The organism is Novosphingobium aureum (assembly GCF_015865035.1).
GTDB lineage: Bacteria > Pseudomonadota > Alphaproteobacteria > Sphingomonadales > Sphingomonadaceae > Novosphingobium > Novosphingobium aureum.
In genome coordinates this window covers 1-2,927 of record NZ_JADZGI010000016.1, presented here as the reverse complement: position 1 = coordinate 2,927, position 2,927 = coordinate 1, and the positions used below count along the sequence as shown (strand labels likewise).

The 2,927-nt window shown below is 57.1% G+C and carries 2 protein-coding genes and 1 pseudogene; 2 read left to right on the top strand and 1 reads right to left on the bottom strand.

Annotated features, from left to right (window positions below):
* Positions 1-127: 127 nt before the first annotated feature.
* Both I5E68_RS19945 and I5E68_RS19940 read left to right on the top strand, forming a co-directional pair.
* A pseudogene (locus I5E68_RS19945) lies at positions 128-274 on the top strand (integrase core domain-containing protein); the annotation flags it as partial.
* Positions 275-789: 515 nt separating this feature from the next.
* Positions 790-1,260 (top strand): hypothetical protein, encoded by a 471-nt coding sequence (locus I5E68_RS19940; RefSeq protein WP_197167475.1) that lies wholly within the window; start codon positions 790-792, stop codon positions 1,258-1,260.
* A 300-nt stretch (positions 1,261-1,560) separates the two neighbouring features.
* Here the strand turns inward: I5E68_RS19940 and I5E68_RS19935 are convergent, their stop codons facing one another.
* Entirely contained in the window at positions 1,561-2,424 is an 864-nt protein-coding gene (locus I5E68_RS19935) for an SGNH/GDSL hydrolase family protein (RefSeq protein WP_197167473.1), read from the bottom strand.
* Positions 2,425-2,927: the final 503 nt, after the last annotated feature.

Sequence of the window (2,927 nt, the reverse complement as noted above, 5' to 3'; positions counted from 1 at the left end):
CCTTTGCTGGCGATTTTCGCAAGGAGGGTTTGGGCTTCATCTTCGTTCCTTCGTCACTACGACGAAGCCCAAACCCTCCTTAAATCTCAACCCCTAATCTGTGCCATGGGCGCTGACGCCGGACAGCCTTGGCCGGTGGATCACCTATTACAACACCCAGCGTCCGCACTCGGGCCTCGCCGGGAGAACCCCGGTCGAGGCCTATCGGCGGATCGGGCAATCAGATCATGGGGGGCATGCCCCCCATGATCTGATGATCAAACAGGCGGCATGAACGACAACCGGGATTAGCTTAACTCAGCCGCCAAACTGTCCAAGAAGGCGGGACCACCTCAGTGGACCACACTCCGGTACGCCGCCTGAGGTGCCCCTCTTTTGGGACCGCCCCGTCCGGCACCACTGTCCTTCCGGGATGACTTCTAGGCGCGATACGCTGCTGGGCTAAGTAGGCACCCGTCGCCTGTGCGAAGGTGCGCTCGGTTTCACGCCCCGCTACTGATGCAAATGCCGCAGCCGCGCCTGACTCTGCTCTTAGGTCAGTATGCACAGACCGGCTACCTTCCGCGCAGCTTGCGCCCTTGTTGGTCGTTCAAGGGCCGATCTGGCGCGCCAGGGAGCGGCTCGTCCGCTTTCCCTTGCGGACCAGATCGACCCGCAGCTCAGATGGGTGGAAAGCGGTCGTTGCCGCAATCGGGAACGAAAGTCTGCAATTCGAAATTTGGATTCAAAAGCAGCCTTGCCGATACGCCGACTATTGCGGACAGCCACTATTGACTGCAAACTCACAGGATGAAACTCATTGTCGCTTCAATGCTATTTATCGCATTAACAGGTGCCGCTACAGTGCCGGTATCAGAACAGCAGGCTCTAATGGTACAGATTGAGAGCAGCGTGAAATTGCCCGTGGGAGCAAGTTCCATAGATCAATATTCGCGGAATTATGCCTTGAGACCGGACGGGAAGGTTGTCGCCGTCTTTGTCATTCCTCCCGAGCCAACGTGGAATGATAGCGAAGGTATCGGCTGCGACGTAATGCTTGAAGACTTTACGAGCCGGCCTTGTACAGAGGAAGAAATAGCCGAAAGTAAGCAGCAGGACGCGGCCACTGCGGCGAGGTTTGGTGCCGCCGATGAGGCTCGTTGGTTTGATGATTATCGCGAGCTGCCGGGTTTCTTGGACGGCGGCTGCTCGCAGGTTGAAATTATCTTCGACCCGCGCTCAAAGCAGATCGAACGTGCCGAATGCAACGGATTTGCTTAAGTCCGCTCACCCCGATTTTGATGCCATAACGCTCGAAGCTGGGACAGCTTGAAAGCCGCCGCTCATTGCTCCTGAGTTGAATGGCCGACTTGGGGCGTGTGCCGAAATTCTGCGACGCGCCCTAGTCAGCCACTCGAGGGCCGATCTGGCGTGCCAGGAAGCCGCCTGTCCGGTTACGCTTGTCGACCCGATCAGCCGGCAGTCGGGATGGGTGGTTTGCAGTCTGCCCGATTTTGAAAATGCAGATGCGGAAAGTCGACATGTCCGGCGCTGCACCTGCCTGAAAACGACTATGGTGTTCTAAGGAACGGTGACGAGCCGCTGCATCAATGCGTCAGCAACAGCGGTCATGCCGCGTTCATTGGGGTGATAGGGCACGAAACCAGGTGCCGATCTCTCCGTCGGGAAGCCCGTAATCCATGGATCGCGGCTGCAGGCATCATGGTGGGCTGACAACGTCGACGCCTGGATCACGTCGGCTTGAGTTTCTGCTGCCACACGCTTGGTGAGCCGCGCAAGCCTTTGAGCGACCGCCGCAATGCTTCGGGCCGTATCTGGACCCATAGGAGCATTACCGCATGTCCCCGTTGCGGGCAGGACAGATAGATAATCCACGAAAACCAGGCGGGCGGTAGGCGACCGCCGATGAACTTCGGCGGCGATCTGTCGCATACCGGCCTCAACCTTGCTCCATGCATCAGGCCCTGCCGGGGGGGAGGGGCACTTGAAATTGCGCGATGCGGCAGGCACCGAAACCGTAGTGCAGGAGGCAGACCACAGCATCCCGAAATAACCGACATCATTGCCACCGATTGTCGCTGTGACAAGCTTGGTGTCGACCGTCAGCGCCTCGACCTGAGGTGGCAATTCATTCCACGGCCTGAGGACATGTTCGGTTGTAGCACCACTACAACTAACATCGATGAGCCGCAAATTTAGCTTTCGAGCCAGTACATGAGCGTAGTTGTCCGTCGATCGCGCGCACCTATTCCGTGGCTGATCCGCTGAAGTCGTGATGCCAGGCCCGGCGGCATAAGAACTCCCCATCGCCACATAGATTGATGCCGGCGAGATCGGACCGACATGCGTGGAACGCGGTATTGCACAGGCGGCGATGCTCAATAAAGTGAGCAGGCAGCCGAAACACCATTTCAAATCGCGCAAGTTTGCATTCCTTCTGATGCCATGCAACTAATCAAATGTTCACGAAGGAACTACCAACGGCCTTACATCTTTGAAGTTTGAATTTACGAATGACCGAAGTGCGGTAGTGACCGCACTTCATGAATTGCTGCTATAGAGCTCCCACATCATTGACCTGAGCAGTCGCAATGGGCATGTGCAGCTAGCCCTCTTTGCGCCCTTGTTGGTCGTTCAGCCCCAAAAGGCACGTTCCCGAAACCGGCCATGTCGAAAAACACCTGTCTGCCGTCAGCCCTGCGGCTTTCCAACGAACGATGGTGTTTTGGGAAAGCTAGTCGCCTGGTCTTGGCCACAAGGACGTTACAAGGACAATGAAACACAAGGAGGCGGCGAACCATGTCCGTCGTCGAGACATTTGGCACAGATCGGGGCGTGGATTAGCGGAGAGCGAGCCTCGTCTGGGGGTTGATGTTAGGCGGCGAGCTTGCGGTGAAGCAAGCGGCGATATTCGATGGTTTTTCGCT